This is a genomic window from Candidatus Magnetaquiglobus sp. (assembly GCF_058402785.1).
The window spans coordinates 167,057-193,535 of the sequence record NZ_JBZVFG010000002.1; the positions used below are offsets into that span (position 1 = coordinate 167,057).

Sequence of the window (26,479 nt, forward strand, 5' to 3'; positions counted from 1 at the left end):
GAATCTCCTGAGTGACTCTATGCGCGGCAGGACGTGGAGTTGCCGTTTGGGTTGTGGACGGTGGCCAAAAGCATCTCGGTGGGATCGAACGACCCCTCGTCGAACTTGCCGTCGGCCTGCTCGCGGGCGAGGTTGCGCGCCTGCTCCTGCTGGAGCGCAGTCGGCTTGCTGGTGATGAGCAGCGTCTTGTTGATCGGCCCGTGGGCGGACACGAAGGCGTCATAACGCGCATTCAAGGCGCGTCTGGCCGCTTCCGCCCGTTTGGTGTCGTTGCTGGCATCCGCCGCGTAAGTCTCCCGCAGTGCATCCCGGATCGGGATCAACCGCTTGATCGCCTCCTGTTCCGGCTTCGTCATGCCGCCGGTCACCCCCGGCATGCGCGTCAACACGCGCACGCCACGGCCATCCACGAACTGGTGCAGGATGTCATCCTTCAGGTAGTAGGTGCCGTTCTTGGTCTCGGTCGTCCGGGTGTCCACCTCTGCCGTCTCTGCCACGACTTTCCTTGGCGACGGGATGGACGACTTGGCGGGAGCCTCACCGGACGGCAGATGTTCGATGGCCGCATCCAACGCCTTCGTCAGATTGCTTCCGGGTCGGGAGCGTACCGCGTAGCGACCCGGATAGAGGCGGTCGAAGAACCCCTCCTCCCCGAGGATCATCTCCGGATGGGCATCAAACCAGGCGTTCCGTTGTCCGGTCTTCGGGTTTCCCTCCTTGTCCGGTCCGGTGAAAGGGACGGTCTCGGTCCAGGTGCGATCCCCCGCCGGCGCGCCATCCTGGCGTTTGCGCAAAAAGATGATGTCGGTCGTGACCTGGGTTCCGGCATTCTTGGCAAAGGCATCTCCGGGAAGACGGATCGCGCCCACGAAATCGGCCTTGTCGGCCAGATGATTCCGCGCCTTGGCATCGAGCTTGTTGAGTGTGCCCGCCGAGGAGACGAAGGCCAGGATGCCGTCAGGGCGTAGGCCATCCAGGGATTTGGCGAAAAAGTAGTCGTGCAGGAGGAACCCCTGCTTGGCGTAATCCGGATCCGACTTGACCGGGATGTCGGCGAAGGGCGGGTTGCCGATCACCAGATCGAACGCTCCCTTGGGAACCGGATATCGCATGAAATCCGCCGCGCGGATGTCGTGCTTCGGGTAGAGCGCCTGGGCGATGCGGGCGGTGATGGGGTCCATCTCCACGCCGGTGTAATCGGATTTGGCATTCAGAGAGTCCGGCATCATGCCGGCGAAGTTCCCGATCCCCATGCCCGGCTCGAACACCTTGCCGCCCTTGAACCCCAACCGCTCCACCGCCCTCCACATGGCGCGCACCACGGTCTCCGAGGTGTAGTGGGCATACTGGGTCGATTTCCGGGCCGTGTCGTATTCTTCTTTGGTCAGAAGGTGCTTCAACGTCTCGCCGACCGAGCGGAATTCCGAACGGATCTCCCCATTGGTGTTCGGAAACACTCCGCTCAATCCGCCCCATCCCACATATTTGGCCAGGGTGATCTGTTCGTCCAGTGTTGCCTTGCGTCCTTCCGCCTCCAACTGCTTGACCACCTGGATGGCGGCCAGATTATCTTGCGCCTTGACCGACGGGCGTCGGGACTCATCCAGGGATCTGGGTTGAATCCGATGGTTCAGCCCATCATCAACTCGCGGGCGATCACCGCGTCCGCCGGATTGGGTTCCGTCGCGTTCGGATTCACGGGGATGATGCTGTTCAGAGTATCCTGGTACTCCCGAATCCTTTCGTTCACGTACTCGTCCAGGGCCTTCAGCCCTCCCTCTTTCTTCAACTGTTGATACCCCTGGGGATCCCGCATCTTGAATTGTTGCAGGATCATGTTCGGATCGATGTTCATGTCTGGACTCCTCTTGAGTTGATGCCGTGGACCCTACGGGGCGTGCCACCCATTTTTCATGCCCCACTTGTACCACTTTATGGGTAACCTTGGCAATCCGCGTAAAAAGATTTGCTTGATCTGACGATGCGAAATCTTTTTCGGTCACCGGATCCTTTTCCACGTCACCCGGCTGGATGGAGGTCTGGCCGGGAGCAGCGTCTTGGGCACCCCCGGAAACGGCAACGCCCTCCTTGGAGGAGGGCGTCGTCGGTGCGGATGGGAGGTGTTGGGGTTGGGTATCGGGAGCGCTGGTTAAGGATCCCGGAATCCCGCCGGCTCGATCTCCCTCTCCCCTGGCGGGTATTTGAACATCGGGAGCATGCGGTACTCCCGCAACATGGACCGCATGGCCCCGATCTTCTCCCTCGGGACGCCCACCGCCCCTTCCGGGGAGCGGACCATCTCCAGCACCTGGATCAACTCTTCCGGCGAGTATCCTTTGTAGCTCTCCGGCAATGGCCTGACGGGAATCAGATGTTCGCGCATCGTGAATCAACCTCGTGATTTCCTGGACCTCGGCCCGCGTCAGGGTGGCCGCGAGTTTTCTTCCGTTGATTGGGATTTTGGCATTCCGCAGGGCTTTTTGCAACCCGGAAACGATTTGGGGTTCTGGTTTCAGCCTTGGATCCCCGACATAGCCCACCGCCGCCCGGACCAGGATTCCCTGGGCTTGCAGGGTGCGGATCAACTGCCCGGAGGATCCCCCGGTGGTGAACACATCGTCCACGATCACCACCTCCTTTCCCTGGGTCAGGGATCGCACCTCAGCAGGATTGACCACCTCATAATCCCGTGGATGGAACACCCGCCGTTCCTTCGGCAGTTTCTTGGACTCCTCCAGGTGTCGTGCCTCAAAAATCTTGTTGCCGTCCAGATGCGTGCCGCCCATGGCCGTGGCCAGTTTCTCACCCAAGCCACTCGGCAGGGCGTTCTGACCGCTGGTACTCGGCTGCGAAATGAACACCGTGTTGGCCGGATCGCCCAATCGCGCCTTGAGGGCCTTGGTCTGTGCGTCGGTCCAGTTTTTCTCCGCGAAACGGCGCGCGGCCTCCACATCCCCCTGGGTCTTGGCTGCCTGCCACTCCGGATCCTGCTCGAAAACATGGGAGCCGGCATTGGGGTGCACCGACACCCCATCCCCTGGGAGATCGGTGTGGGTCGTGGCCGGCGGTCGAGCTTGTGCAACCTGGGAGCCACTCCGTTCCCCTGAAACGGCAACGCCCTCCTTGGGGGAGGGCGTTGCCGATGAGACGGGACTCGTGGGTTGTGGTGGTGGGGTGGACACTCCGGTCGGTGGCGGTTGTTGGGCTAGGGGAGGTTCGGAGGAGACCGGCTTGGGCACAACGACTGGAGATGATGGGGTGGCGGTCGCGCGGGTGAATTTCACCCCTTTCGGACCGTTGTCCGATTGTGAAACGGCGGGGGCGTCCAAGGGGGTGTCCATGGGGGGCGCGACCGGCTGATCCTGTCCCGATGGGGCCACGGTCCGTGCATCCGCCACCGCTGGCATGGTATCCGGGGTTGCTTGAGGTGTGGGGGCGGGAGGAGTCGGCGTCTGAACCATCGGCGCGGCGGGGCCATGCGCGGGGGGGAGCACCCGCAACCCCCATCCGCCGCTTCCAAGCTCCACCGGCTCGAATCCATAGCCCGCATCGCGCAACGGCGTGGTCCAGTTCTCCCCGGAGGCCTCACGCGCCTTGCCGCGCGTTTTCCACGGGCTCTTGTCGGTCCGGAACAGCACCCCCCCATCGGTATATCCGCGCTCTTCCAGGGCCGTGGCAATCCTCGGATCCGGGAACAGCACATCCACCCTGGCCGTGCCATCCTTGAGACCGGACCACGCCGCGCGCAACGCCTGACCGTCCTCAGTGGTCATTTCGTCCAACGGTTTGCCGATGAACCGCTCCAAACGCTCCCGAGAGACCCCGAAAGGACGAAATGCGGCCTCGGTCCTGTTGATTTCCGGAAGTTGCGCGCTTTGTTCGTTCGACGGTTGGGGGGTGGGTGATTGTGTCTCCTGCTCCGGCGTACCCTCGACCGGTTGCCCAGGATTTTGCGTGGGAGGTGCGACTGGCGGGGTGAGTGGTGCCAGGGATTCCTCACCCGCTTGCGGACCGGTGCCATCAGGAGATGTGGGCAGTCCCACCCCAGGATCTTGCGGGCCTGGACCGTCAGGAGGTGGTGGCGGGGATTGGACCGGTGGCGCATCTGCCTGCAAGTCGATTCCGTGATTTTGGGCGAGTCTGGTGATTGCCTCGGCGTATCGGGCCGCGTTGGTCGGGTCCGATTGCCTCTGCTGATCCTGGAGTTCGGCAATCCTCCGCACCGCTTCCGCCCTCTGATGCCCAGGCGAGCGATGAGCCGATCCGCCGAATGACCCCCCCAGGATAAGACCGCCGATTCCGCCGCCGACCATCGCCTCGCCAACCCCTTGTAATAGCGGACGACTCGGATCGGCATGCTCCTTGATAGCCTTGTTGGCGGACACCTGCTCCATGCCGGATTGGGGACCCGTTCCCAGACATCCGGATGGGCCAGGAGCTTCTCGGCGGTGTCGTCATCCACGGTCCGCACGTCCCCATGACCATGCCAGACGATCCGGGATCCGGTCACCGTGTCCCGCTTAAAGGGTTTGCTTCCGATGTAGCGGATGCGCACCATGGATCAGATCCCCTCGAAGCGGAATTGCACCTGCACCTCAATCGCTCCGGTAGCCGCCGCACCACCCACGGTGACGGTGATGTAGGAGTCCGTGGAGATCTCCATGGCCTTGGCATCGGACCGGCGCACGCCGGCGGTCGAACTGGCGGCGGCGGCCAGGAAGCAGTCCGCATCCCCTCCGGTCAGATCCTCCGGGAGACACCCCACGGACAGGGTGACCCCAGCCCCCATGGCGGCGTTGAAGGCCTTGACCTCGGTGACGGTACTGCCGGCGGGAATCCGTCCCAGACAGATCACATCCCCGACCTGGGCACCGGCGGCGGTGTAGGCGAAAACCTCGCCCGACAGGGTGCCGAAATCACCGCTGCTGGTCACATGACGATCAGCGCTGCTTTTGTTCAGTATGGTCATGATGTCACCTCATTGGATCATTTGGGGTTGGGAGCGAAGGAGTCCATGACATAGACCCCGTGGTCCACATCCGCACCGGAGGAGTCCCGGAAGCGCAACTTGGCCATGCCGCCGATGGCGGTGATCGAGGCTTCGTGGGCGTTGTCGTGATCCACTTTCCCCTCATACCAGGACATGTGGGTACCGGATCTGCTTTCTTTGCCCCACGCCTCGGCCATGGCCTGAGCGCCGAGAATGATGGCCCGGTCCACGGTGGCCCCATCGGTCCAGTTCGGCACTTGATCCGTGGTCTCGGTGAACACCGGGGTGTTGGTGGCGACCTTGACGATGGCGTTCGGATTGAAGCGGATCTGCTGCTCCATCTTGCGCACCAGAATGCCGTTCCAGAGACCGCGATTGCCGCCGGCGAAGAGCGGATTCTTCTCACCGCGCACACCGGCGTTGGCGAGGAAGGTCTGCCAGTCGTTGCCACTGGAATTCTTCCACAGCGTAGCCCACTGGCGGGGGGTCACCAGCATGACGTACAGATTCTCGACTTCCGCCGCCGGATCATCCGCGAGCTTGACCGGTTGCAGCGGATTTTCCGCCTCTTCCAGGATGGTGCGCAGACGGTTGATGTCGTTCAGCGTCAGGACGTCGGCGCTGTCCAGGCCAGAAATCGCGGTGGCATCCCCAGCGAACAGATGGCGGTTGTGGGTGGGAGCCAACACCGGGTTGACCATGATCTCCACGAACTCGGGATGATCCGCCAGAGGGACCACCCAATCCGGAGTGTTCACGCTGCCTCGACCTCCGGCCAAGTGGACCAGACGCATTTGATTGAGTCCGCGCGACCACCAGCCGGCCAAATTGGTCTTGCCGATTCTGCGCAGGTCATGCACGGTGCGTTGGCGCGCCATGCGCCCGCCGGTGTCCACACCCCCACGCATCTGGTCGATGCGGATCTGCTGCGAGGACGATTTCAACCCCATCATCCGCCCGGCCAATTTCTTGTCCCCCATGACCGGCGTTCCCTGCAAGATGTTGAACATGTCCACGGTGATGGAATCACCCTGGTTCGTTTCGAGATCCGTCACCCGGACAATCGGGTAGTCCGGGGAGGTCTGGTTCCGCAGTTTGGCGTTGGCGTCGTCGATTTTCGGGGCCGGTCCGACGAGTCTGTTGGTGATGGTCGGTTTGCGGGTGGACTCCGCGAAAACCGCCGCCCCGAAGATCCGCGCGGCCAGGTCGGAGTTGAAGGGTACGTTGGTTTGCATTGGGGAAATCTCCTTGCGTCTTGCAGGTTATTGGATGTTTCCGAGAATCGCCTCAAGCTCTCCTGGATTCCGCGTCGCCAGCTTGTCGAAATGGCGCGGGAGTTCCGGACCGCTCATCTTGGTGATGTCAGGACCGCCCGACGCGGGACTCCCCGCCGGGATATCCGAGTGGGAGAGCGGGGTGGATGGAGGAGCACTCTTGAGTTGGGTCACCTTCGCCTCAACCTCGGTGCGCATCTCCATGTTGCTCGGTTTGGCATTGCCGGGCTTGCTGGTCATGGCGGTGTGCATCATCGCCAACCGCGCGGCCCGATCCGTCCACTTGGCGTTGGCATAATCCGGATTGGTCCGCATGGCGAAGAGATGGAGCTGGTTGGCCAGATTCCACCTGTGACCACCCTCTTTCTGCAGGGCGGCCAGGGTGGGATCGGCCTCGATGGCCGCCTGGGCCTCTTCGGCCTCGCGTTGTTGATGGCCCTGCATCTGGGCGTTGATGAACTGCTCGTACCGAGAGAGTTTCTCGGTCATCTGGCCCAGATCATGCTCCATGCGCAGGGACCGCTCGTACTGCTTTGCCGCGCCCTCGCCATACTCATCCAACTGGAACTGGTGTTCGGCCTTCTGTTCCTCCGTCATCGAGAACGGTTGATCCGTCTCCGGAGGCGGATGGGGCGGCGCGGAATTGGCGGATTGCTGGGGATCATCCTTGCGCTCCCCCTGTTGCATGAGATGGTGCATCTGCTCCATCCTGGCATGCAGCTCCGCGATTTGCGCCGCAAGACTGACCGCCGCCTTGGGATCTTCCGTCTTCGGCGTGTCATTGGCCTCGGGCTTGGCATCCTCCTTGGGCGTCGTCGCGTCACGGGTAGAGGTCACCTGGGGCTTGTCGGGGGTCTGCTCGCTCGTGGCATCATCGGGGAGCACGGCATCATCGGCGAGGGCGGCGAGGGCATCCACGTCGTGGATGGTCATGGGATCTTGCGGTTGTTCGGATTGGTCGTCGGACATCGGGGACTCCTGGGGCATAAAAAAACCGGCTTGCGCCGGTGGGATCAAAACCGGCCTTGGCCGGTCACCATGAACTACTCAACCTACGAATAGGGGAGACTTTCCCTGTCATCCCACGCTGCATCGAAGCCCTTTTTTCCATGCGCGAAACGTGTTTCGACCATCTGTCTGCCTCCCGAAGAGGTGATGGTGGTCCTCTGGATAAACCAGGTGGGATCGCTATTCAGCGACCCAGGCTTGGCAATCCCTCGATAAATCGTGAGTCCGTCGGTTGATATTTCCGTGTTGGAAATCAACTGCTCGTCGAACAGACTCACGACATCCAGGGGATTGCGGAGGATGTCATCCGGGCTGCGCAATTCCATACGTCGTCTCCTCCGGTGTTTGTTCGATGGCTTTCATGGCGTTAACAGCGGTATTGATCCGGATGGCATCCGCTTGCGCATCGCTCTTGCGGATCCCAGCCTCATGGGTTGCCATGCGCGCCTGGTGAGCTTCCTCGGCCTGTCGGATCTCCTCTTCCCGGGCGATCCGCTCCGTTTTTGCCATCCGGGCCTGCTGCTCCATCATCCGTGCCTGAGCTGGATCCATGTCACCCGATCCATGAATGTCTTGCCCCTGACCGGATGCGATGGCCCCCTTGAGGATGGATACCAGCTCATCGCGTTCTTCCAGATCCGTGGCTCCGACGATCAGCGCCATGATCGAAAGCATGTGCTGGGGCGGGAGCAGTTGCAGCGGCAGGGACTTGACCAGATTCATCAGATCAGCCAATTGCGCCTGACGCACGCTGGCCGAGGCCGGGATGTCTTCCAGATCCACCTTGAACTGGGTTTGGGTCAAGCTGTTGCTGATCCGCTCGCCGCCCTGCTCGTCCACGTCGCGGGCATTGATGACGACCTCCACCATCCGTCCATCCCGCTTGATGGTGGTGCGCACTTCCCGGTTGCCGATCTCCTCCGTGACCAGGGCCAGGAGCAACTCTCCGGTACGCTTTCGGGCGTAGCGGTAGTTGTCGTTGATCTCTGCCAGGGTGGTGGATCCCTGCTCGACCAACGAGTTGATGGCCACCCCGGATTCGGCGGATGACTGCTGCCCGAGCATCGCCTGGTAGACGCCAAAGCAGTCCTGGATGGTCTTGGCGACCTCCTGGACCGCCTGCATGTGCAGCGCTCCGGCCTGGTTCTGGTCCGACACCACGCTGAAAGCGTCCGGGTTCTTGTTCAGCCGGTTCGGGTTCAGGACCACCACGCCGTTGGCTCGTGACACCTGTTCCCGCACCGACTCAGGCGACTGATCGTACCTTGGAGCCAGGGCATCGGCATCCATCTGGAGCCGCTTGGCAGACAAGTTGAAGAGGTTCTTGGCCGCCCTCACGTTGAGTTCATCTTGCGGGGAGATCACCCGGCGGATTGGACCGTATGGGATGGATGTCTTATCCTCCCGATATCCCCACCAGGGTACATACGGAAAAGCGCCGTGCTTGTACGGCGAGGGGATGTCGTCAAGCTGATGCGGCCCAAGCCACCACGCGAGCCGGACACGAGGAAAAGAGGCCCGCTTTGGGACCGCTTTCCCGAGAAACACCAGGCTGACATGCTCCGGGTCATCCAGATCGAGTTCCACCACCCGTCCGCCCGGCATCGTGATGACGATGCCCTCGTACCAGACCCGGTACCACACCTCGTACAGGCACAGCCTCTTGCGATCCGTATCGCGCCACTCTGAATCCTGGATGGTGGTGCGCGTCTCAAGGTCGCGTCCGTCTGTCAGACGTGCCGCACTCTCCCCCTCCTGGGTATCATCCCACGACGCCCATCCCAGGGACGCGGTGCGAATCAACTCCGCATGCTTGGGGAATTTCCGCTCCAACTGATCCGCGTCGTAGAACTTTTTGCGTACCAGATACCGCGCGTCGGATAGATCCGGCTCCGTGGCGCGCCAGTCCCACCAAATCTCGTGGCGCGGGATCGCCCGTACCCTGAAAGGCGGCTTGAATGGGTCGCTCTCACGCGCCACCTCGGTCCATCCCACCCCGGCCTTGATCTGCGAGGCGTAGGCATCCGAGCAGGCACGATCCGCCCCGGACATGCGCTCCGCGTCCCGCAACTGCTTGGTGAGATAGAGCGCGAGATCTCTTGCGTCTTCGTTTTGCGCCTCCACCTTCCAGTCGCGCCGCGCGCGGGCCTCCATACCCAGGATCAGATCCACCGTGGGTCCGATCAGGTTGCGAACCAGGGGCGGGATCCCCTTGCGGTTGTAGGCCTCCAGCGTTTCGGAGTCGATCTGGTTGCCGTCGTAGTAGGCTGCGTACATGTCCGCCTCGGTGCGCCAATCCGGCTCCTCGCGGATGTCGGACAGGAACCTCTCGAGCGCATGTCTATCCATCATCATATGCTCGGCAGATCCCATGTCAGACCGCCCTCCAGTTGACCGGCGCATTGAGCCTGTGACCGCTCCATTGCTCCGACGTATCCCGCGTCGCGACCGGATAGGCGTAGGTCAAGGCCAGGGCATCGGCTCGATCCGGCGAGGCCAGACCTCGTGATTTCAGGCTCTTCTTGGCCTCGATCAGCAGTCGGTCCTGAGCGTCGAAAAGATAATCCGGTCCGATCAGATCGTCCCGCAAGCGCAAGTCGTCGGGGATATCCAGTCCAGCCCTGAGCGCATCGCGCATCCTGGTCCACATCTCCGCGCGCAGGTTGGCACATTTCAGGTTTGCGTCCGTCGGCTTGGCCGCGGACTGTACGTCGATCACCTGGTGCCCGAGACTCCGCAGCCGATCCACCACCCCGGCACCGATCCCCGTCCCATCCACAAACACCGCGTCCGGGCTGCGCTGCTCGATCTCGCGGGCGACAAGCGCGGCGATCTGCATCGTGTCCTTGCCGCTCCATGTCAAGATCGACTCGACCTTGCGCCCCCGCCGTGCCACCAGGCAGGAGTCATCATCCCCGAAGCGGGCCACGTCCAAGCCAAAGATGAGCGGCATGTGCTGGACGTGCTCATCCTCGACCACCAGCGCGACGCAGCGATTGACCTCATCCAGCCCGATGAACTGCGTGGTGGCCGACGACGGGAACATGCCTCGGACCCGGACCTTGAAGAAGTCGGACTCCTCCCCGTGATCCGCCGCCCACTGCGCGAAAAGCTCCTTGTTGGTCCCCTCGACGGTGCGCGAGTCGATCTGCCGGGTATTCCAGCGATGCCGCAAAGCGCCGAAAGTCTCACGGAAGCGACCGGTGTTGCGCGTTCCGTTCCCAAAAAGCAGCATCATCGGCTCGCCGTCGGTCAAGCCGCCGTCCGCCACCTCGAAAATCTTGTCAGGAATCGCCGAGGCCTCGTCGAAGATGTAAAAAGGCGTCGAATCCACACAGTGCAGGCCCGCGAAGGCCTCGGACTGCTCGATGCGCCAAGTCAGGGCCTCGACCCTCCAGGACTCTGGATCGATCCCCGACTTGAGCACCATCGACCGGTCGCCGCACGAGTAGCTAAACCAGTGCCCGACCCGGCACAGCCGATGCCACTTGCCGAGTTCCGCCCAGGTCTTGGACTGGAGCTGCACGCCGGTGTTGGCCGTCACCACCCCCTTGCAGTGTGGCCTGGTGGCCATGATCCAGATGCAGATCCAACCGACCAGTGCGCTTTTGCCCACCCCGTGTCCGCTCGCCACCGACATCAGAATCGGCGCCACCGGGTGATGGCCGTCGAAGCCGCGCTCCCGTACCATCGCGCCCAGGTCAGCCAGGAATCTCTCCTGCCACGCGCGTGGCCCGGTTTTACCTGCCAGTTGCCCCTCTCCCCACGGGAAAAACACGCGCACGAAGCCAAGCGGGTCGTCACAATACTCACCGACCATCCTGGCAAGCTCATGCGTCGGCGTGGGTGCAGTCATACCTTTTTCTCGCCAGCTTAATGATTTCGACCAGCTCCCGATCCCGCGTGAGATCCTCTTGCTGCTCCTTGTTTTGGGTGTACATCCCCAGTGCCCTGGCCAAAGTGTCCAGGGCCGCGAGTTTGTTGACCAGCGTCACTTTGACCGTGGTGATTCCATGCGGCGTGACAGTCTTGGAAACCGACACGATGGCCGCCCGCACCTCCTCCGGCACCTCATCCAGACTCCGGATACTCCAATCCTTCCCGAACAGTCTGCTCACATCGGCGAACGCCAGTTTCGTCAATTCCCTGACGATCTGTTCCGGCTTCACGGAACTCGAAACCAAAAGTTCTTTCTGCCGATTACCAATTGCGGACTGGATATGGACTTTTTGTAAGTTCTCGTATCCGATCCGTGCCGCATTGACCTTGGAATATCCAGCGCGAACAGCCGCTTGCGCCGCATTAAAGTCTGTAAGGTACGCCTCGACGAAGAGGGCTTGACGCTTCGTCAACTTTTGTTTGTCATTTTGCGACATGTTTTACACCTGAATAATCAATGTCCAAACTTCTTCAGCCAGTCCGTGAGCGGCGGGAGAATCCCGAAAAAGGTCACCACCCCCCCGACGATCCATTTCACCCCATCAAGAAATCCTTGAGTCCGTAATCTGGCGCTTTTCAGACCCTCCAGACTCTGCTTGATCTCCTCGAAATTTTCGCTTCCTTCATCGAGGCGCTCATTGACCCGCTTCATCTGCTCGCCGACTCTGGTGATCTCAGCGATAAACGGGCAACTCGACGGAGGATCTTCCGTGGGGCAATTGTGGGTCATTTTGATGCCCCCCCCCATGATAGGCTGTTGAGTTGGTTCCTGTCGGCTAGGACTGGCCCCGGTGAAAAATGCGAAGCAATCTTTGGCCAGGGTGAATAGCGATGTGAGCAGGGTGCCGACGAGAAATGCTGCGTTTTGGTCGGACGGGATCCCCCTCCACAAAACGATCGCGCTGACCACCAGGAACCCGGCAAATGAGAGATAGGCCAAACGCTCAGGCGTTCGATCATGCGTCACGATCATCATATGCCGCGCGCTGTTCCGGTCTTCGGTCTGCACCCGATACTCGTCGATATCAAGCGCGCGCATCTGCTCGGCATGGCGCATCAGATCCGCTTGCGCTTGCCGGTCGATCTCCACGAGCCTGGTCCGATCTTCGGGGGTGCCGGATTGCGCGGCACTATCCAGCGCCACCATGACCTCCGCTTCATCCTCCAATCCAAAAACTTTTCCTGCGGCTTGCAAGGCCAGTTTGGCACCCACCTCTCCCATCTGCCCGCCCAGCATCCCGGCCAGGGCTGGCGCCACTTCAGACAAAGCCTTGTAAAATGGATTCATGCGGCCCCCCCCTCAATAGGACCAGATGCCGGGACGCGGCCACTTCGGTCCAGGCAGGTCATCCAGGTGTAAGAAGCGGCTATTCATGGGCCCCTGCTGGCTCACACCGAACCCCGTAAAGCCCATGCCGAGCGCCAGTCGCAGCAGATCAACCGCCTCTGGTCCACTGATCTGGATATCGACTGCATAACCCATGGTATGCTGTCCGCCGTCGCCAGTATGAGATACAGCATTGTTGTGACTCGGACAGCGATAGCCGGAGGTGACACGCATCGGCTTGCCGAAAGCCACTCGCAGCCGCTCCAGGCGATCCATGAAGCCCGGATCCATCAGCGCCTGGCCGCACCCGCACTGGCATTGCAGCTCCTTTTTCGAGAAGTGCGGCCATTTCCATCCGTTTGTATTCGTCATTTTTTTGTCACTTTTTCTGGTCACAAAAAAAGCCCACCCGATTTATCGAATGAGCTTTTCCCCCGCACCTCTCCACAGCATAGGAAAATTTTGTCAATTTTCGGCCAAAAGTGCGAGTGCAAAATCTTCTTACTGGCGACTTACTGCAATCATTCATCATCCGTGCATTTTGTATTGATCGTATACCGTAAAGATTACCCATCATGTGGGGTTCTTTTCGACAATTCAACCATTTCAACGCGATGTTTTTCTGGTCGCTCACGCATCCGCACGGATCTTCACGCCAATGCACGCCAGCACACCCAAATCCGTAACCCAATCGTAACCCCGCGAGGCGAACCGATGCCCAAAAAATCCCCCCTCACCGACGCCCAGATCGCCACTCTGCCGCTTCCAGCACAAGGCCAGCGCGACACATGGCACGACACCCGCGCGCCAGGGCTGCAACTGCGGGTTTCGCCAAACGGGACCAAATCCTGGTCTTGGTATCGTCGTGCGCCCGGCGCGGGACCGCGACGCATCACTCTAGGTCGCTGGCCGGCCATGTCGGTCGATGAGGCCCGCCGACACGCGGCGCACCAAAACAGCATGGTGGCCGGTGGGGATGATCCGGGTGCGATGATTGCGGAGATCAAAGGCGAGATACGCTTTTCCGCCCTCTTCGCCCGCTATCTGGAGCAGTGGGCACAAAGGCGCAAAAAATCCTGGCGCGGGGATGAGAGTCTCCATCGCTTGCACCTGGGGCCGCTGGATAAGCTGCGTGTGTCGGCCATCACACGCCGTGAGGTTGCGGCACTCCACGCCGACCTCGGCGACCGTGGCCGCACCACGGCGGCCAACCGGGTGTTGTCGCTTCTCTCCAAGGTCTTCAGCTTCGCGCTGGAAAAGGGCTGGATCGAGACGGGAAATCCCGCGCGCGGCATCCGCCGCTACCGAGAGACGAGTCGGGATCGCTTTTTGTCACACGACGAGATCCAGAGACTGGTGGCCGCGCTGGATTTCGAGTCGCCGAGCGTGCGGGCTTTTTTCCTTTTGGCCCTGCTCACCGGGGCGCGCAAGGCCAATCTCCTGTCCATGCGCTGGGGAGATATTGACTTCGCGCGCGAGGTGTGGCGCATCGAGTTGACAAAAAATGGCCTGCCACTTTCCGTGCCTCTGGTCCCGCAAGCGGTGCAAATGCTGCGTGATTTGCACGATACCGCCCGTGGGGAATGGGTATTTTCTTCGTCCCGGTCAACATCCGGGCACTGGACGGATCTGGAGAGCGCATGGCGCCGCATCCGCGCCCGCGCCAAGATCGTGGGGGTGCGCATCCACGACCTGCGCCGCACCTGTGGGTCGTATCAGGCCATGACCGGCGCATCGCTGCCGATCATCGGCAGATCCCTCGGCCATCTTTCATCGCGCACCACCGCGATCTACGCCCGGCTTGATGACAACCCGGTGCGCGACTCGATGCGCAAGGGGGCAGATCTCATGTTTGGGAATGGGCATGCTTGACACGCTTAAGTCGCTTTTTTGCACTTGTTTGTCAATACTGCATTCGGTACTATTGAGGCATGAACACATCGACCAAACTTCTTGAGGCGATGAGCCACAACCCTCTGGACTGGCGTATTGACCAACTGCAAACGGTGGCTCAGCAGTATGGCATTGTCTGGCGGCACAACGGCGGGAGCCATCACGCTTTTGTGCGCAGCGACGGACAGATTCTCGTTGTTCCGGCACACAAGCCCATCCAACCGGTTTATATCAAGAAATTCGTCAAATTTGTAATCGGGGGTTGAATCATGTTCAAACTTGAGGATTACCCATTCGAAATCAGACCGATGACGCCTGATGAAGGCACTGGGTATCTGATCACGTTCACGGATTTCAATGAGTGCTTCTCCGATGGCGAGACTGTAGAGGAGGCCATCGCAAACGGCATGGACGCCTTGAGAACGGCCATTTTTGCCCTGGAGGATACCGGCTTTCCGGTTCCCGCCCCGATGTCAGGCGGCTATTCCGGGAAATTCGTGGCCAGGGTGCCCAAGACCCTGCATGCCAGACTCGTCTCCAGGGCGCGGCGTGAAGGGGTCAGTCTTAATGCGTTAGTGACCGCCTTATTGGCGGAAGGGATCGGTGCAGGCAAGCAGGATGGCGCACATTCGCGTCCTTCGCGGTCATGACAATAAGAGGATCCAGGGGTCACTCCGGATCCGCCTTCCCGGAATTCCCCCGCCCCTGCCGTATCACCTTGGGCAGGGTCAGGGTATCCTGCACATTGATCCCCTTCCTGGAGGTACGGGATACGCGCTTGCGCCCCTTGTCTCGGTCCGTCGGATCCACCTTGCGCTGCGCAATCCATTTCGTGATATCGTCTTCGTCATAGCGGATCTGTCCGCCCACAGGCACGTATTTCGGTCCGAATCCACGCCCGCGCCAGTTGTCCAGGGTGCGTGGGCGGATACGCAGCAGCGCGGCGGCCTCATCGACGGTCAGCAGGCGTCCCATTATGCCCCTCTGTCCGTCAGTCTGGTGGCGATCCGCTCCAGGCCATCGCGGCACATCCGCTCGATGATTTTGACGTCGCGCCGGTACTGGCGCATCATCGCCCGGGTGGATTGACCACACGCCCGGCTCCACAGCATGCGTCGCACCTCAGGCGATTTGATCCAGGTCAGCCACCCCATGGCCTCCTCGGCCAGAGTGATCTCTTGCGCGGTGGGCAAATCCGGTCTCAAATCCAGATAGTCCTGACCATGCCGCATCCCGCGCGTGGGCCAAGAGGAGCGCATGCCGTCTGGCCGCACCAGCACGGCGGGCCGCCGACGTTCCACCTCGGCGGCCTGTTCCAGACGCTCCGCGACCCGCTCCGCTGTCCACTCCGGAGTCTGGGAGGTGGGCGGGGTGCATGCCCTGGACATGCTCATGCGAGGTACCGGTGATTGGCTTCCGCCTCTATCCCCTCTGCCCAAGATCGCGCCACATCAGCCGCATATTGCAACGAATCACTGGCGCAGGAATACCCGCTCGCGACCATCTCAGCGTCAACTTCCCGCAGCTCGATCGCTATATTCCCCAGCCTGGCCGCCAGGACGCGCAGCCCGGCAGAATTTTCGCCTCGCGTGTCCCCCATCTCACACCTCATCCCGCGCTGGAGTGACCACTTGCCGGCGCCGGCGATGGCTGGGCCAGTCGAATGGCACCACCGCTCCCTTGCCATCCAAAAGCCGGTCATAGAGTCTCTCGCCGAGATAGTCCTCCAAGGCTTTCGGGGAGAGATTGGACGCGACGATGGTGGGAATCTGGCGCAAATAGCGTCCATCGATGAGGGTGGCGAGCAGCAGGGTATCCTCACTCCCAACCTTTGCTCCCACCTCGTCAAGGGCCAGCAGATCCACCTCTTTCAGGGGGTCGAGCAGCTCCTTGAGCGTATGCTCTCCCCGCCCATACGTGGAGCGGGCCATCAGGATCAGGTCGTAGACCGTCAGCTAGACCGCCGTCCTACCTGCTTGGATCGCCCCGGAGATGATCCCGGCGACCAGATGTGATTTTCCGGTCCCTGGCCCACCGCACAACACCAGACAATCCCCACTGGCGATACGCTGATCAAGCGACGCCAGATACATCCCGGCCACTTTCAGGGCATGCTTTTGCCCGTTGGTTTCGGCCAGGTAGGTATCCAGACTCTTCCCCCGGAACCGCCGCTCGATCCCAGCTTTGCCAATCTGTCTTTCAAACCAGGCTTGGTGCTCCCTGCCGCGCGCCTGCCTCTCCTCCTCGGCGCGGATTCGCTCATCGATTTCCAGGCATTTCGGGCAGGTCACGGGGAGATGTCCACCGGGCTTGTACGGATTGGGAATGCGCATCCCCATCCACGGGCCATGTTCCTCGCAATGAAATGCCCATTCCTTGGTGATCGCCTCGCTCATGATACGCCCTCCACATCCATCCACGCCTCGACCACCTCCAGATCGGTCGCCCCGTCCTGGTAATCTACCTGGTCATACCCACCATCCGTGCCGCGCGCGATGCCCGCCTGCCCACTGATCGTCCACGGCAGGGTGAAAAAAGGCGGATCGGCTGGGCCGAGAAACGTGGCCATCATTTTGACAAACTTCGTCCCCAGGTTCCCCTCTGCGCTCACGAACCGCTTGTAGCGTCCGATACCGGCCAGGATCTCCTCGTGCGTGGCCCCCTCCTTGATCCGCGCATTCCAGGCCTTGAACGCCGCCGCCTTGTCGATGCTGGTGTGCCTGGCCGGATAGGCGGCCACAGCTTGCAGAAAAGCCTCGGGGTAGGTGGGACGGGCTTTGCCTGTCTGGATCTTTGATTCTCTGGTGGGGGTCGCACCACCCGGCACGTCGGCTTGCTCGCATGGGGTGGAATCTTCGGGAAAGGAAGAGAGGGTAGGGAGAGAAGGTTTTTCTTCTATCCTTATCTTAGGAAGAATAGGATAGTGGTTCCTCTTCCCGTTTTTCGGGTGGTTGCCCTCATGGTATTCTGGATTGGTTAACAGGATGAATGGATTGCTAAATTCGTGGCTGCTCCCCTGGTTCCTCTTCCATGGTTCCTCAATGGTTCCTCTTTTTTCGGGCGCACCTGTCCTGTCATGGAGCGGAAAGGAGAAAACCGATTCCGCTAATTTTTCATTAGTCTCTTGTTTTATAAGATTTTTTTCTTCAAGCCTCCGCAATATCCACCGAATGGACTCGCGCGTGGCCCGAAAAGGCTTCTCGGTGGATCCCTGCACCGGCATCTCCTCAATCGCCACCGAAATCCCTTTCCAGCCGATGACGGTCCGCAAGGTGGTGGAGTCCATGCGCTCGCGCAGGTAGAGATAGGCCGCCCGGTCGCGGTTTTTCAGACGCTTCTCGCTGCAATCGAAAATCGCGTCCACCTCCTCACTGGTCAAATAGATCCCCATCAAGGCTCCTTTCTTGGCTACGGCTGCTGACGGGGGATATGCTCAGGGCAATACCACACCCCGAGACTTCCCTTGCGCGTCCATCCGATCCCGTGCGACCCCCACCGCCCGCACTCCGGGCAGTAGTGGTGGAACGGGCCGTCATTGCCGAACATGTACTCCGGGCGCAGTTTGGCGCGCCCCTTGTGCGGCACCCAGGATGGGAAATCCCACGGCCAGCACTTGAACGTTTTGTAGAATTCGTATCTGGTTCGGCACTGTCTTTCGGCCATGTCCGTGCTGGCCTCCCGGGTGATTCAAGTCAAGGCTTCCATTACCGACCGGACGAATTCCGCCGCGGCCTGGGGCAAGATTGCATCGCCGTAACCGCCGATTCGCACCACTCGGGCGGGTACCCCATCAGCCAACGGCAGTGTTCCGGGTTCAACAGGCTTCTCCTTACCGTCATCACATCCAATCCATCGGTATTGATCCCAAGAGCCTGGCGGGCTAAAGGAGCGCCTTTTGTCCCGTACATCTCCCGGTTTGTCTTCCGGCTTCTGTCCGATCTCCAATCCCTGGCGCTCACAGTTGCCCATCCCGATGTCATCGCCGCTTGTTGGCTCAATGGCACCCCCGTGTCGTGCGGCCTTGGAGGAAGTCCTCCCCGAGAGCCATCTCGTGCTGTCGGAGACACCCATCCAGAATAACCGTTCTCTGATGTGTGGCGCGCCGACGCTGCAAGCCGGGAGAACCGCCGCCCGGATGGTGTAACCCATTCCTTCCAGGTCATCGCATACAAGGTCCATCCAAGCGTTCCCGCCACGGGCAACCTGCTCTCCAAGGACGGTTCTTGGTAGACATTGCTCGATGAGCCATTGCCATGCCGGCCAAAGGTGCCGCTCGTCAGCAAACCCGCATCTTTTGCCTGCCTGGCTGAAAGGTTGGCATGGACAGGATCCGGTCCACGCTGGTCGATCATCCGGCCACCCAGCGAGTTGCAGGGCGAGGGGCCACCCGCCGATGCCGGTGAAGAAATGGTGCTGGTCGTATCCGTCCAAGTCGGATGGTCGCACGTCTCGGATGTCTCGCTCATCGATTTCTCCAGGCGCAATCAAGCCGCGCCGGATCAACTCCCTCAACCACGCGGCTTTTTTCGGGTCGTTCTCGTTGTAGTAGGCTTTCAACGCAGCAATCACGGTTGTTGGCTTATCCCTGGAATCTCACCAAAGAGTGAGTTAAGATGATCCAAGACTGTAGCCAACTCACCAATCAGGGTCGAATGATCGATCACCCACGTTGCGGCAGGTGCGGCATGGTCACATACCGTGAGGCCGTGTAACGTGCATAATTCATGATGGGCCTTTTCCAAGGCGCTGATGAGCAACAACCGAACTTGGGGTGGAATGGATGTCGATGGCTTCACCGGTAACTCCTAAATGGTTGATATAGGGTATATGAACCGCATTCAAGTCCAATCATCGAACATCCGCTCCATTGGACACGAACCTCTCAACGGCGTTCTGGAAGTCGAATTCCAGAACGGGAACGTTTATCAATACTCACGGGTTCCAGAGGCTCTCTTTCACCAACTCCTGAACGCGCCGTCCAAGGGCCATTTTCTGGCCGAGCGGATCAAGGATCGTTACAGTTTCAGAAGGGTACGCTGATTCACCCCTCGATCTCCCTCATGAGCCGCCTCGCCTCATCCCGCGCTGCGCTGTACCGCATCGCGTTATATGGACTCCCTTCACCCCCATCGTTGTCGATGAGCCGCGTGAGGCAATCGAGCAACTGCCCGCTCCGCTCGATCAGCCTCGCCACCGGGTGGTCAATCGAGGCGATGTCATACCGATAGACGCTTGGGTCCTGTCTGGCTTGGATCATGCCCCGAACCGTCGGACTTCCCACCTGGAACCGACACAGCTCCGAGGCGGAGCACCCCATGAATCTTGGCTGGGCACTATCCAAACCCATCCGCACAAAATCCATCACCAGCAAGCGCCCCCCGTGCTCGGTGGCCAGGTAGATGTCGGTTCTCGGGTTGCCACCCCACCGCCAGGCACCCTTCGGGATCATCTCATTCATGGTCACTCACCCTCGCCTCTAACAGGTTAAATATAATAAATATCATGATCAATCGAAATAGCGTCCGATTGTTTCCATGCGCTCAAAAAGAATGGCATCCGGATTCAGCCAGATCACAAGATCGTCCAGAATCCGGATGCGGAATGGGATGCCTCACTACAGGAATTCGTTGTCCATCGAGATCGCTCTCTCCCAAAGGGTGGTGAGATGGCTATCCGGCCATCATGCGGACCCTACACCAGGGCGATGGGGATTCATCGCGGTTTCTCCTCATCACGTCCACGGATTTTCCCGTAGCGTGGCGTGCTTACCAGATCACACTGGGATTCATCAGGCACCGGAATCATCTTCCGGATCGCCGTGGTTCTCGGGATTCTCCAGGGCCTCCGCACAAGCGGAATCCACAAAATCTCCGCCGTCGTGCTCGGCCCATTCGCATTTCACAATCGGATCGAAATCCGGACAATCCCAGAAGCATCGACTCTCCGGAGGGCTGTCCTCCCCATCCTGCGCACAATGCCACTCCGGGAAATTGCCTTCGGGATCATCTCATTCATGGTCACTCACCCTCGCCTCTAACAGGTTAAATATAATAAATATCATGATCAATCGAAATAGCGTCCGATTGTTTCCATGCGCTCAAAAAGAATGGCATCCGGATTCAGCCAGATCACAAGATCGTCCAGAATCCGGATGCGGAATGGGATGCCTCACTACAGGAATTCGTTGTCCATCGAGATCGCTCTCTCCCAAAGGGTGGTGAGATGGCTATCCGGCCATCATGCGGACCCTACACCAGGGCGATGGGGATTCATCGCGGTTTCTCCTCATCACGTCCACGGATTTTCCCGTAGCGTGGCGTGCTTACCAGATCACACTGGGATTCATCAGGCACCGGAATCATCTTCCGGATCGCCGTGGTTCTCGGGATTCTCCAGGGCCTCCGCACAAGCGGAATCCACAAAATCTCCGCCGTCGTGCTCGGCCCATTCGCATTTCACAATCGGATCGAAATCCGGACAATCCCAGAAGCATCGACTCTCCGGAGGGCTGTCCTCCCCATCCTGCGCACAATGCCACTCCGGGAAATTGCCATCACCATCACGTTTACGGGGCGGCCACAAACCATCGTTGCCCGGCGCTTGGGAATTATCGTCTTTGCCCATGGATCCTCTCTGTCTTGGTTTGTGATTGTGGATGGTCGGGATGAGAGGATTCGAACCTCTGGCACTCGGCACCCAAAGCCGATGCGCTACCTGACTGCGCCACACCCCGTAAGGCGGCTACTCTCCCCGCCGGTCAAGCCTGGTCTGTACGGCTTTCGCACCACGTGACGGCGTGGTCCGTCCTGGGCTTGGATCCCAGAAATACGCGCGTGTGCGCCTCCAGGCATTATCAGCTACCAAAATCACGGCCATCCCTGGCCCATTTCACAGACGCGCCTATCTGGCACTCCCGGAGGGATTCGAACCCCCACTTGTGGGCATAGAAGGCCCATACCCTATCCATTGGGCGACGGGAGCATTGAAATCATGTCTGACATCGTTGTTCCGGGCCGCGCAGACTTGACCCACTGTAAAGGGCCGGATCCAAGCCGATCATCTTGACCAGATCCTTGATTACCAGGGAGACCCCGTGCCCTGTTAATGGCCCAGCCAGTTTGTTGTGTCTCGTCACCCTCTGGAATACCGGTCCGATCTCGATCCCGGAGTCATCCAGCCACGCTTTGAGGGCACAGCACGGGCACTGGTAGGAAAGAATGGAATGCAGGATCGTGACGACGCGCCCGGTGCATTTCAACCGCAACACCATGCCCGTGTTCTTCCATCCAATATCTTCGAAGGACAACGCCACCAATTCCGTTCGTCCCATACCTCCGGAGAATCCCACCTGGATCAACGCCATGTTGCGCCGATCCTGGAGCCGCCATCCCGCCGCGCGATCATCGGTGTTGTAGGATGGTTCGAGCAGGAGACGATCTTTCCTGACCTCGTCGATGGTGCGACAGATCGAATCAACATGGGTGCTGGTCAACCGCGCCACTTCCCGTGAATCGGTTCCATGTGTGGCCTTGATGGTCCGGAGCGCGGATTGAACCGCCGTGCTTTGGATGGGGTTTCCCCCCACAAAGGTCGCGTGCGCCTTGCCGAGAGAGACCAGCCACCGTTTGAGCGTGGCCCATTTATGGGTGGCTGCGTGGGCAAGCAGATAGTCCGCGAGCGCCCACGGGTGGCATGGAATGGTCCCGCCCCACTTCACAAATCGATCGACATCCCGCGCATAAGCTTCCTGACTGGTCGCGTGCATGGTGTGTTATCTCCCTCAACCTTCCGGATCACGATCCAATTGGGTTGGCGGCGGGGGTTGCCCCTCCGCGCCGGGCACATGGTTCGCACTGTTCATGGCATGGACATACACCAGCTTCCCGTCCACCACCTTCTCGCCGCGTTGGGCACGCAGCTCCGCGATGACAGTGGTGGCCATCTCTTCGGACACTCCGCGTTTCAGACGCCACCGTCCCTTGATCATGGTCTTGCCGCAGGAATGAATGCGTGCGTCCCAGGGAATCCCCTCTGCGTCGCACTCCGGGGTATCCACCACATTTTTGAAGCGCTCCCCATCGATGGAACCCACCTCCGGAGGAGGCAGTTGCATCAGGGGTGTCCGCATCTCGATCCCATTCGGTTGGGCCGCATCCGGCGTCCCATTTTGGAATCCGAGCAACCCCCGAAGGAACCGTCCAAACTCCTCCGGATTGTCGGTCTGGAAGTGGGCGACAAACATGGGCTCTCTCCTTCTTTTCTTGTATCTGGCTGCTCGTCAGGCCAGGGCCGCCACGCCCCGACGACCACCCCGATTGGGGTGGTTTCGCGTCACGGATCAGCGCTTCGGCATGAACATGGCCACCAGATCCTCGATGAATCTCGGATCGATGAGCAACTCCATGCTCTCCTCGCCCTCTTCCCGAATCGTGAGACCGCCCAGAGGCATGACGAACGCACGGATTCCCGGACAAGGGGCCTCATCCTTGTTCTTGCGCTCCGAACCGCTGGTCTTGTCCGACTCCACGCGAATGAAGGGTTGCTGGGCGCTCGCCGTCGATTCCGTCTTCTCTCCCGACGAGCAGCAACCCTCCGTCGGTCCGATCGGCTCCATCCGTCCGACCCGGCCAGCCGCCGAGGACACCGGCTTCCCACCCGTGTCACAGCGTGGACCGCTCGCCCCGGTCGGCCCCTGATCGGTGACGGGGCCACCGGCCAGATTTTCGGCCAACTCCCTCAGCGTTTCGACACCATGGAGCGTCAACTTGGCATGCGCCTCGATCGATCCCAGAATCGGCGCCAGCGCCGCCGGATTGATCGCATAAAGACTGATCTTTTGATCCATCATGCTGATTCATTCCTCGATTGGTTGTTGAAAAGGTATGTTCCATCCTGATCCGGATGGAATTTTATGCCCTGGTCAGGGGGTGAAACGCTGCAAGGTCTCACTCTCCGCACCCGTCGGAGAGACCTTGTGCGATACCACTTGAACAGCATCAAGCCGGCGTACAATCCCCCCAGCAAGGAGACGATCTTCCACGGCATCTCATTCGCATCATCCATCGCATTAAATCTCCTCGGCCAGGGTGGCATGCGGACAGACCACCGATTCGTTGAACAGCCAACAGTCTTCCCCCATGCAGGGACCGACGAACCCCGTGGGTGGCGGGCCACCGAAATCCGGGTTGCAGCAGTCGAACCTATCCTGCCGCCACCAGGGTTCACCCGTCTCCGTGGTCATGAGCTGGGCATGCACGCATGCTTGATCTGGATTGAAATACGGGCATGACGCGCCATGACAGGCGAAAAAGGTCACTCCGGTTACATCCTGGGTTCCGATGACCTCGTGATAGCAGCCGAAACGATTCGGCTGCCACCATGCTTCGTCTCCAGCGTTCATCCGGTTCTCCCCAAGATTTCGTAGATCTGCCGCTCCGAGAGTTCTTTCGCCCGCGCCAGATCACGCACACTCTCGCCCGCATCATACCGGCGAATGATCTCCGCGTTGCGTCGCTTGCGTATTATTGCCGCCCCGCGCGGGATGGTCAGAGTCTCCCCACCGAACTCCTTCGCCAACCTGCTCGCCTGCTCGAAGCCCAGCAGGTTGGCCAGTTTGTGCAGCACGCGCATCTTGCGCGGCACGAAAAACCGCGTTCCCCCATGCTCTTTCAGGATGATGCGCGCCGTATCCAAACCAACATGATCGGCAATCTCCCCCAGGATGCCGGGGAGATCCTCTCTCGTTGGGGGTGGCTCCACCACTGCCTTGAGGTCAACCGGTTGATGGGTGCTGCTCATGTCGTGCCCTCCTGGTCTGCTCTGTGCGAATCTCCACCCGGATCCACTCCGGGCGGGGATGGGGTCATGCCTACGCCCAGACCGGAGGCGCAATGCCCATCATGATCTTGGTATTGGTGGCGACCTCGACCTTCTGGACCATCGCTTCGAACGCCGCATCGATCACTTTGTGATGACGAAGCAGGCTGAACCAGAAGGAAACCTTTCCATTTTCCAGCCGATAGCGAAGCCGGGCTTCCAATGGGTAGATCTCCCCACCTTGAAACAACGGGATTTGGATGGTGAACCGCTCCGGGATCTCAACCGTCCCCTTGCGGGTGGAGCCAGTCAGCGTCTCCTGATAGGAGAGTTGTACCTGCCCATCCGAAATCCGGGTGGAAGAGTGAAACTCCACCCCTTTCTTGACCTGCAGGGTGGTGGCCACCTCCAGCATGGTGGCCCCGTCCGGGGAGACGATATCGATGAGGTTGTCCTCCAGGAAGATGGCGAACTCCTCCTGGCTCATCCGCTTCTCATTCTTTCCGCCCCACGCCTGAAGCTCCTTGGAGTCGGGGAACTCGAAGAGCGCATGATGCTTACTCCAGGCCGGCTCGCCGCGCGCATGGAAATCAAGGATCGCCGTCAACTTCATTTCATGCTTATGGTTCGTGGCGAAGATCGCGCTGTTCGGGAGAGAGTGCTTGTTGAAGTATTCGATGAACGCATCCAGGGTCAGAAGATGCACCATGGCCTCGGTCCGCTTGGGGCGGTCAAGCAGACCCTCCAGACTATCCACACGAAACCCATCGGGGACCACCACCACCGGCACGTCATTGACGTGCTGGACGGTCATGGCCGCCGCGGCAAGCGCGGCAGTGCTTTCGACGAGGTTATGCCGATCTTGCCCATCGGCTTCGGGGGCTGGTTTGGTGATGTTCATGCGGGCTCCTTATTTGGTTCCAGTGTTGCGTTTGAGAGGGACGACATCGGAATCCGGCAGGTCGAGAAGATCCTTCATGTCGCGTTGACGAGGCTGGTTGCGGACCAGGGTGTTCTCCGGCGTGGCGAAGAACATGCTGACACCACGGTCGGCCTCGGGAATCTTGGTCGTCACGGTGTCCGTGACATTCAGCACCCCTTCATTCCCCTTGGCCGGGGCGATCTTGATCACCAGGGACAGTTGCCCAGGCTTGCCGGTCTCCTGAACCGCCGCGACCAGCTCACGCAGACAGGCGTCCAGCTCGGGCAACGTCTTCCCGCGCCGCAACTCCCGCATGAAATCGATGAATTTTTCTTGTTCGTCCTCCATTCTGCGGCTCCTTTCAACAATAAAAGTTATGATACTGACAAAAACTTAAACATGACATGTCTGTAGGCTCTCCGAACCCGGAGGGCCTCATCCGGAAAGTTCGTTCCTCAACACCCTTTCTTCGGCTTCGTGCCGGTCGCGGGCTTTTGGGTCGTCATGGGACGTTGGGTCTGGGTGGTACCCGATTTGTTTTTCATGGACTGCGCTCCGTGTTGGAGTGAATGGGCAGTAAACAAGGCCCGTGACGTGGGCCAGACGATCGCGCCGTCCGAGTCCAGGGAAAGCCTCTGTTGCCTGGGTGAGTCAGTTGCCGTACTGACTCACCCATCCTGCTGGAACTGCCGAAGGAGCGGCGGCAGTTGGGGACCGCGCGCGATTCTTTCTCCAGATATGTCTGGCATAATCCGCCTTCTTGCGCATGATTACCTGATTATCATGCAAGATCCGTTGAATCCGACAGATGGGACATCCAAACGCCTCGGACAGACTCTCAACGGATTGAACCTCCACGACATACCGCCGCACGACCTCTTGTTCATCCAACGCCGCAACGGTATGATCCGGTTTGAATGCGACCTTGGACCCCCGGATGGGGATCCGGTGTTTTCGCAGGATCCTACGTATCGAATCTCGATGGCATCCAAACCGGTTGGCGATCTGTCGAAGCGAACAAAGCTCGTCCACATACAGGCCGAGCACGACGCTTTCATCGAGGTTTAACATCTCACACCATCTGGGGCGGAACCCATGTGCCGTTGATCCACGCCACAATTTGGCTATACAACCAGCGCGCCGCCCGTGTTCCGAAATCCCCGTGCTGCTTTGGAAAGCGCCCCTTGGCCATCCGGTCATAGATGAAGGATTTCTTGAACCCGGTCATCGTCTCGACCTCTTTCAGGGGTATCAACCCGGACTTTCTTCTTGTCTTTGATGTACTTCATTGATATTGATCAGATAATAAT

Annotated in this window: 33 protein-coding genes, 2 tRNA genes and 1 other RNA gene; 5 read left to right on the top strand and 31 right to left on the bottom strand. The window is 60.0% G+C overall.

Features of this window, described 5'->3' with window-relative positions; genetic code table 11:
* Nucleotides 1-17: 17 nt before the first annotated feature.
* The 3 genes from ACV4UY_RS01440 to ACV4UY_RS01450 form a co-directional block, all read right to left on the bottom strand.
* Entirely contained in the window at nucleotides 18-1,550 is a 1,533-nt protein-coding gene (locus ACV4UY_RS01440; RefSeq protein WP_491605886.1) for an N-6 DNA methylase, read from the bottom strand.
* Between the two features lie 80 nt (nucleotides 1,551-1,630).
* Nucleotides 1,631-1,855, bottom strand: a complete 225-nt coding sequence (locus ACV4UY_RS01445) for a hypothetical protein (protein ID WP_491605887.1) — start codon at nucleotides 1,853-1,855, stop codon at nucleotides 1,631-1,633.
* Nucleotides 1,856-2,149: 294 nt separating this feature from the next.
* Nucleotides 2,150-2,383, bottom strand: coding sequence for a hypothetical protein (locus ACV4UY_RS01450; RefSeq protein ID WP_491605888.1), 234 nt, complete (start codon nucleotides 2,381-2,383; stop codon nucleotides 2,150-2,152).
* Between the two features lies 1 nt (nucleotide 2,384).
* Here ACV4UY_RS01450 and ACV4UY_RS01455 point away from each other — a divergent pair, with 1 nt between their 5' ends.
* On the top strand, nucleotides 2,385-3,107 hold the full coding sequence (locus ACV4UY_RS01455; RefSeq protein WP_491605889.1) for a hypothetical protein: 723 nt from the start codon (nucleotides 2,385-2,387) through the stop codon (nucleotides 3,105-3,107).
* A 1,454-nt stretch (nucleotides 3,108-4,561) separates the two neighbouring features.
* Here ACV4UY_RS01455 and ACV4UY_RS01460 read toward each other — a convergent pair.
* The 9 genes from ACV4UY_RS01460 to ACV4UY_RS01500 form a co-directional block, all read right to left on the bottom strand.
* Complete coding sequence (locus ACV4UY_RS01460; RefSeq protein ID WP_491605890.1) at nucleotides 4,562-4,969, bottom strand: hypothetical protein; 408 nt, start codon at nucleotides 4,967-4,969, stop codon at nucleotides 4,562-4,564.
* A 17-nt stretch (nucleotides 4,970-4,986) separates the two neighbouring features.
* The gene (locus ACV4UY_RS01465; RefSeq protein ID WP_491605891.1) at nucleotides 4,987-6,225 is read right to left on the bottom strand and encodes a N4-gp56 family major capsid protein; all 1,239 of its coding nucleotides are present in this window, start codon (nucleotides 6,223-6,225) and stop codon (nucleotides 4,987-4,989) included.
* 27 nt (nucleotides 6,226-6,252) lie between these two features.
* A complete protein-coding gene (locus ACV4UY_RS01470; protein WP_491605892.1) occupies nucleotides 6,253-7,233 on the bottom strand; it encodes a hypothetical protein in 981 nt (326 codons plus the stop codon).
* A gap of 83 nt (nucleotides 7,234-7,316) precedes the next feature.
* Entirely contained in the window at nucleotides 7,317-7,598 is a 282-nt protein-coding gene (locus ACV4UY_RS01475) for a hypothetical protein (protein WP_491605893.1), read from the bottom strand.
* Complete coding sequence (locus ACV4UY_RS01480; protein ID WP_491605894.1) at nucleotides 7,576-9,627, bottom strand: portal protein; 2,052 nt, start codon at nucleotides 9,625-9,627, stop codon at nucleotides 7,576-7,578. Before ACV4UY_RS01480 ends, ACV4UY_RS01475 begins: the two co-directional genes overlap by 23 nt.
* Nucleotides 9,628-9,646: 19 nt before the next feature.
* Nucleotides 9,647-11,128 carry a terminase gene (locus ACV4UY_RS01485; RefSeq protein WP_491605895.1) on the bottom strand — a complete coding sequence of 494 codons (1,482 nt, stop codon included), beginning with the start codon at nucleotides 11,126-11,128 and terminating at the stop codon, nucleotides 9,647-9,649.
* Nucleotides 11,103-11,648 carry a terminase small subunit gene (locus ACV4UY_RS01490; protein WP_491605896.1) on the bottom strand — a complete coding sequence of 182 codons (546 nt, stop codon included), beginning with the start codon at nucleotides 11,646-11,648 and terminating at the stop codon, nucleotides 11,103-11,105. The genes ACV4UY_RS01485 and ACV4UY_RS01490 overlap by 26 nt, the downstream gene beginning before the upstream one ends.
* Before the next feature lie 17 nt (nucleotides 11,649-11,665).
* Entirely contained in the window at nucleotides 11,666-12,499 is an 834-nt protein-coding gene (locus ACV4UY_RS01495; RefSeq protein ID WP_491605897.1) for a hypothetical protein, read from the bottom strand.
* A 12-nt stretch (nucleotides 12,500-12,511) separates the two neighbouring features.
* Entirely contained in the window at nucleotides 12,512-12,934 is a 423-nt protein-coding gene (locus ACV4UY_RS01500) for a YcbK family protein (protein WP_491605898.1), read from the bottom strand.
* A 66-nt stretch (nucleotides 12,935-13,000) separates the two neighbouring features.
* On the opposite strand from ACV4UY_RS01500, the gene ACV4UY_RS01505 reads away from it, so the two are divergent.
* The 3 genes from ACV4UY_RS01505 to ACV4UY_RS01515 are packed head-to-tail and all read left to right on the top strand — an operon-like array spanning nucleotide 13,001 to nucleotide 15,081.
* The gene (locus ACV4UY_RS01505; RefSeq protein WP_491605899.1) at nucleotides 13,001-14,410 is read left to right on the top strand and encodes a tyrosine-type recombinase/integrase; all 1,410 of its coding nucleotides are present in this window, start codon (nucleotides 13,001-13,003) and stop codon (nucleotides 14,408-14,410) included.
* 59 nt (nucleotides 14,411-14,469) lie between these two features.
* Nucleotides 14,470-14,697: a hypothetical protein gene (locus ACV4UY_RS01510; protein ID WP_491605900.1), complete on the top strand. Its 228-nt coding sequence runs from the start codon at nucleotides 14,470-14,472 to the stop codon at nucleotides 14,695-14,697.
* A 3-nt stretch (nucleotides 14,698-14,700) separates the two neighbouring features.
* Nucleotides 14,701-15,081 (top strand): toxin-antitoxin system HicB family antitoxin, encoded by a 381-nt coding sequence (locus ACV4UY_RS01515; RefSeq protein WP_491605901.1) that lies wholly within the window; start codon nucleotides 14,701-14,703, stop codon nucleotides 15,079-15,081.
* Nucleotides 15,082-15,100: 19 nt separating this feature from the next.
* Here the strand turns inward: ACV4UY_RS01515 and ACV4UY_RS01520 are convergent, their stop codons facing one another.
* The 6 genes from ACV4UY_RS01520 to ACV4UY_RS01545 form a co-directional block, all read right to left on the bottom strand.
* Complete coding sequence (locus ACV4UY_RS01520; protein ID WP_491605902.1) at nucleotides 15,101-15,406, bottom strand: helix-turn-helix transcriptional regulator; 306 nt, start codon at nucleotides 15,404-15,406, stop codon at nucleotides 15,101-15,103.
* Complete coding sequence (locus ACV4UY_RS01525; protein ID WP_491605903.1) at nucleotides 15,406-15,825, bottom strand: DUF6362 family protein; 420 nt, start codon at nucleotides 15,823-15,825, stop codon at nucleotides 15,406-15,408. The genes ACV4UY_RS01520 and ACV4UY_RS01525 overlap by 1 nt, the downstream gene beginning before the upstream one ends.
* 207 nt (nucleotides 15,826-16,032) lie before the next feature.
* Nucleotides 16,033-16,362 (bottom strand): P-loop NTPase family protein, encoded by a 330-nt coding sequence (locus ACV4UY_RS01530; protein ID WP_491605904.1) that lies wholly within the window; start codon nucleotides 16,360-16,362, stop codon nucleotides 16,033-16,035.
* Between the two features lie 24 nt (nucleotides 16,363-16,386).
* The gene (locus ACV4UY_RS01535; protein ID WP_491605905.1) at nucleotides 16,387-16,827 is read right to left on the bottom strand and encodes a hypothetical protein; all 441 of its coding nucleotides are present in this window, start codon (nucleotides 16,825-16,827) and stop codon (nucleotides 16,387-16,389) included.
* Nucleotides 16,824-17,822, bottom strand: coding sequence for a hypothetical protein (locus ACV4UY_RS01540; RefSeq protein WP_491605906.1), 999 nt, complete (start codon nucleotides 17,820-17,822; stop codon nucleotides 16,824-16,826). The genes ACV4UY_RS01535 and ACV4UY_RS01540 overlap by 4 nt, the downstream gene beginning before the upstream one ends.
* A 296-nt stretch (nucleotides 17,823-18,118) precedes the next feature.
* Nucleotides 18,119-19,000 (bottom strand): DNA cytosine methyltransferase, encoded by an 882-nt coding sequence (locus ACV4UY_RS01545; protein ID WP_491605907.1) that lies wholly within the window; start codon nucleotides 18,998-19,000, stop codon nucleotides 18,119-18,121.
* Between the two features lie 258 nt (nucleotides 19,001-19,258).
* Between ACV4UY_RS01545 and ACV4UY_RS01550 the strand changes: the two genes are divergently transcribed.
* Nucleotides 19,259-19,471 (top strand): KTSC domain-containing protein, encoded by a 213-nt coding sequence (locus ACV4UY_RS01550; protein WP_491605908.1) that lies wholly within the window; start codon nucleotides 19,259-19,261, stop codon nucleotides 19,469-19,471.
* A 1-nt stretch (nucleotide 19,472) separates the two neighbouring features.
* On the opposite strand, the gene ACV4UY_RS01555 is transcribed toward ACV4UY_RS01550, so the two are convergent.
* The 13 genes from ACV4UY_RS01555 to ACV4UY_RS01615 all read right to left on the bottom strand — a co-directional run bounded on the left by ACV4UY_RS01555 (nucleotide 19,473) and on the right by ACV4UY_RS01615 (nucleotide 26,424).
* Nucleotides 19,473-19,889, bottom strand: coding sequence for a hypothetical protein (locus ACV4UY_RS01555; protein WP_491605909.1), 417 nt, complete (start codon nucleotides 19,887-19,889; stop codon nucleotides 19,473-19,475).
* Nucleotides 19,890-20,776: 887 nt separating this feature from the next.
* Complete coding sequence (locus ACV4UY_RS01560) at nucleotides 20,777-21,055, bottom strand: hypothetical protein (RefSeq protein WP_491605910.1); 279 nt, start codon at nucleotides 21,053-21,055, stop codon at nucleotides 20,777-20,779.
* A 32-nt stretch (nucleotides 21,056-21,087) separates the two neighbouring features.
* Nucleotides 21,088-21,164, bottom strand: a tRNA-Pro gene (locus ACV4UY_RS01565).
* Between the two features lie 172 nt (nucleotides 21,165-21,336).
* A tRNA-Arg gene (locus tag ACV4UY_RS01570) sits at nucleotides 21,337-21,412 on the bottom strand.
* A 7-nt stretch (nucleotides 21,413-21,419) separates the two neighbouring features.
* On the bottom strand, nucleotides 21,420-22,196 hold the full coding sequence (locus ACV4UY_RS01575) for a hypothetical protein (RefSeq protein WP_491605911.1): 777 nt from the start codon (nucleotides 22,194-22,196) through the stop codon (nucleotides 21,420-21,422).
* 15 nt (nucleotides 22,197-22,211) lie between these two features.
* A complete protein-coding gene (locus ACV4UY_RS01580) occupies nucleotides 22,212-22,673 on the bottom strand; it encodes a hypothetical protein (protein ID WP_491605912.1) in 462 nt (153 codons plus the stop codon).
* A gap of 23 nt (nucleotides 22,674-22,696) precedes the next feature.
* Nucleotides 22,697-22,763: hammerhead ribozyme type II (locus ACV4UY_RS01585), an RNA gene on the bottom strand.
* A 6-nt stretch (nucleotides 22,764-22,769) separates the two neighbouring features.
* A complete protein-coding gene (locus ACV4UY_RS01590) occupies nucleotides 22,770-23,279 on the bottom strand; it encodes a hypothetical protein (RefSeq protein WP_491605913.1) in 510 nt (169 codons plus the stop codon).
* A gap of 219 nt (nucleotides 23,280-23,498) precedes the next feature.
* A complete protein-coding gene (locus ACV4UY_RS01595; protein WP_491605914.1) occupies nucleotides 23,499-23,831 on the bottom strand; it encodes a hypothetical protein in 333 nt (110 codons plus the stop codon).
* Nucleotides 23,828-24,229, bottom strand: a complete 402-nt coding sequence (locus ACV4UY_RS01600; protein ID WP_491605915.1) for a Mor transcription activator family protein — start codon at nucleotides 24,227-24,229, stop codon at nucleotides 23,828-23,830. The genes ACV4UY_RS01595 and ACV4UY_RS01600 overlap by 4 nt, the downstream gene beginning before the upstream one ends.
* A gap of 70 nt (nucleotides 24,230-24,299) precedes the next feature.
* Complete coding sequence (locus ACV4UY_RS01605; RefSeq protein ID WP_491605916.1) at nucleotides 24,300-25,148, bottom strand: DUF2303 family protein; 849 nt, start codon at nucleotides 25,146-25,148, stop codon at nucleotides 24,300-24,302.
* 9 nt (nucleotides 25,149-25,157) lie between these two features.
* Nucleotides 25,158-25,517: a YfdP family phage-associated protein gene (locus ACV4UY_RS01610; protein WP_491605917.1), complete on the bottom strand. Its 360-nt coding sequence runs from the start codon at nucleotides 25,515-25,517 to the stop codon at nucleotides 25,158-25,160.
* Between the two features lie 724 nt (nucleotides 25,518-26,241).
* On the bottom strand, nucleotides 26,242-26,424 hold the full coding sequence (locus ACV4UY_RS01615) for a helix-turn-helix transcriptional regulator (protein ID WP_491605918.1): 183 nt from the start codon (nucleotides 26,422-26,424) through the stop codon (nucleotides 26,242-26,244).
* Between the last annotated feature and the right edge of the window lie 55 nt (nucleotides 26,425-26,479).

Excerpts from the sequence above, each read along its gene's own strand:
- ACV4UY_RS01445 (WP_491605887.1), bottom strand. The coding sequence starts at position 1,855 with ATGAACATCGATCCGAACATGATCCTGCAACAATTCAAGATGCGGGAT.
- ACV4UY_RS01450 (WP_491605888.1), bottom strand. The coding sequence starts at position 2,383 with ATGCGCGAACATCTGATTCCCGTCAGGCCATTGCCGGAGAGCTACAAA.
- ACV4UY_RS01460 (WP_491605890.1), bottom strand. The coding sequence starts at position 4,969 with ATGACCATACTGAACAAAAGCAGCGCTGATCGTCATGTGACCAGCAGC.
- ACV4UY_RS01465 (WP_491605891.1), bottom strand. The coding sequence starts at position 6,225 with ATGCAAACCAACGTACCCTTCAACTCCGACCTGGCCGCGCGGATCTTC.
- ACV4UY_RS01470 (WP_491605892.1), bottom strand. The coding sequence starts at position 7,233 with ATGTCCGACGACCAATCCGAACAACCGCAAGATCCCATGACCATCCAC.
- ACV4UY_RS01475 (WP_491605893.1), bottom strand. The coding sequence starts at position 7,598 with ATGGAATTGCGCAGCCCGGATGACATCCTCCGCAATCCCCTGGATGTC.
- ACV4UY_RS01480 (WP_491605894.1), bottom strand. The coding sequence starts at position 9,627 with ATGATGATGGATAGACATGCGCTCGAGAGGTTCCTGTCCGACATCCGC.
- ACV4UY_RS01485 (WP_491605895.1), bottom strand. The coding sequence starts at position 11,128 with ATGACTGCACCCACGCCGACGCATGAGCTTGCCAGGATGGTCGGTGAG.
- ACV4UY_RS01490 (WP_491605896.1), bottom strand. The coding sequence starts at position 11,648 with ATGTCGCAAAATGACAAACAAAAGTTGACGAAGCGTCAAGCCCTCTTC.
- ACV4UY_RS01495 (WP_491605897.1), bottom strand. The coding sequence starts at position 12,499 with ATGAATCCATTTTACAAGGCTTTGTCTGAAGTGGCGCCAGCCCTGGCC.
- ACV4UY_RS01510 (WP_491605900.1), top strand. The coding sequence starts at position 14,470 with ATGAACACATCGACCAAACTTCTTGAGGCGATGAGCCACAACCCTCTG.
- ACV4UY_RS01515 (WP_491605901.1), top strand. The coding sequence starts at position 14,701 with ATGTTCAAACTTGAGGATTACCCATTCGAAATCAGACCGATGACGCCT.
- ACV4UY_RS01520 (WP_491605902.1), bottom strand. The coding sequence starts at position 15,406 with ATGGGACGCCTGCTGACCGTCGATGAGGCCGCCGCGCTGCTGCGTATC.
- ACV4UY_RS01525 (WP_491605903.1), bottom strand. The coding sequence starts at position 15,825 with ATGAGCATGTCCAGGGCATGCACCCCGCCCACCTCCCAGACTCCGGAG.
- ACV4UY_RS01530 (WP_491605904.1), bottom strand. The coding sequence starts at position 16,362 with ATGGCCCGCTCCACGTATGGGCGGGGAGAGCATACGCTCAAGGAGCTG.
- ACV4UY_RS01535 (WP_491605905.1), bottom strand. The coding sequence starts at position 16,827 with ATGAGCGAGGCGATCACCAAGGAATGGGCATTTCATTGCGAGGAACAT.
- ACV4UY_RS01540 (WP_491605906.1), bottom strand. The coding sequence starts at position 17,822 with ATGGGGATCTATTTGACCAGTGAGGAGGTGGACGCGATTTTCGATTGC.
- ACV4UY_RS01550 (WP_491605908.1), top strand. The coding sequence starts at position 19,259 with ATGAACCGCATTCAAGTCCAATCATCGAACATCCGCTCCATTGGACAC.
- ACV4UY_RS01555 (WP_491605909.1), bottom strand. The coding sequence starts at position 19,889 with ATGAATGAGATGATCCCGAAGGGTGCCTGGCGGTGGGGTGGCAACCCG.
- ACV4UY_RS01560 (WP_491605910.1), bottom strand. The coding sequence starts at position 21,055 with ATGGGCAAAGACGATAATTCCCAAGCGCCGGGCAACGATGGTTTGTGG.
- ACV4UY_RS01575 (WP_491605911.1), bottom strand. The coding sequence starts at position 22,196 with ATGCACGCGACCAGTCAGGAAGCTTATGCGCGGGATGTCGATCGATTT.
- ACV4UY_RS01580 (WP_491605912.1), bottom strand. The coding sequence starts at position 22,673 with ATGTTTGTCGCCCACTTCCAGACCGACAATCCGGAGGAGTTTGGACGG.
- ACV4UY_RS01590 (WP_491605913.1), bottom strand. The coding sequence starts at position 23,279 with ATGATGGATCAAAAGATCAGTCTTTATGCGATCAATCCGGCGGCGCTG.
- ACV4UY_RS01595 (WP_491605914.1), bottom strand. The coding sequence starts at position 23,831 with ATGAACGCTGGAGACGAAGCATGGTGGCAGCCGAATCGTTTCGGCTGC.
- ACV4UY_RS01600 (WP_491605915.1), bottom strand. The coding sequence starts at position 24,229 with ATGAGCAGCACCCATCAACCGGTTGACCTCAAGGCAGTGGTGGAGCCA.
- ACV4UY_RS01605 (WP_491605916.1), bottom strand. The coding sequence starts at position 25,148 with ATGAACATCACCAAACCAGCCCCCGAAGCCGATGGGCAAGATCGGCAT.
- ACV4UY_RS01610 (WP_491605917.1), bottom strand. The coding sequence starts at position 25,517 with ATGGAGGACGAACAAGAAAAATTCATCGATTTCATGCGGGAGTTGCGG.